A 203-nucleotide genomic window follows, 5' to 3' on the forward strand; every position below is an offset into this window, starting at 1 on the left:
AGAGGGTCTCGTTGGTGTTCGCCACGCACTCCAATTGGGCCTTCTGGCCGGCGGTCAGGTCGTCCTCGTTCTTCAGCAGCGCCCATCTGGCGCCCTTGATCGGATCCTTCGCGCCCTTTTGGGCGACGCCTTTCTTCCGGGCCTCGCGCCATGCGGCGGTTCGTACCTTGTCGAGCGCGTCGGTCGCCCAGGACACGATGTGG

1 protein-coding gene is annotated in these 203 nt (G+C 65.5%); it reads right to left on the bottom strand.

Annotated features, from left to right (window positions below):
* A partial coding sequence (locus DF200_RS10605) for a transposase (RefSeq protein WP_146192083.1) occupies positions 1-203 on the bottom strand: 203 nt, incomplete at both ends.

Source organism: Bifidobacterium catulorum, assembly GCF_003129925.1.
In the GTDB taxonomy this organism is placed as follows: Bacteria; Actinomycetota; Actinomycetes; order Actinomycetales; family Bifidobacteriaceae; genus Galliscardovia; species Galliscardovia catulorum.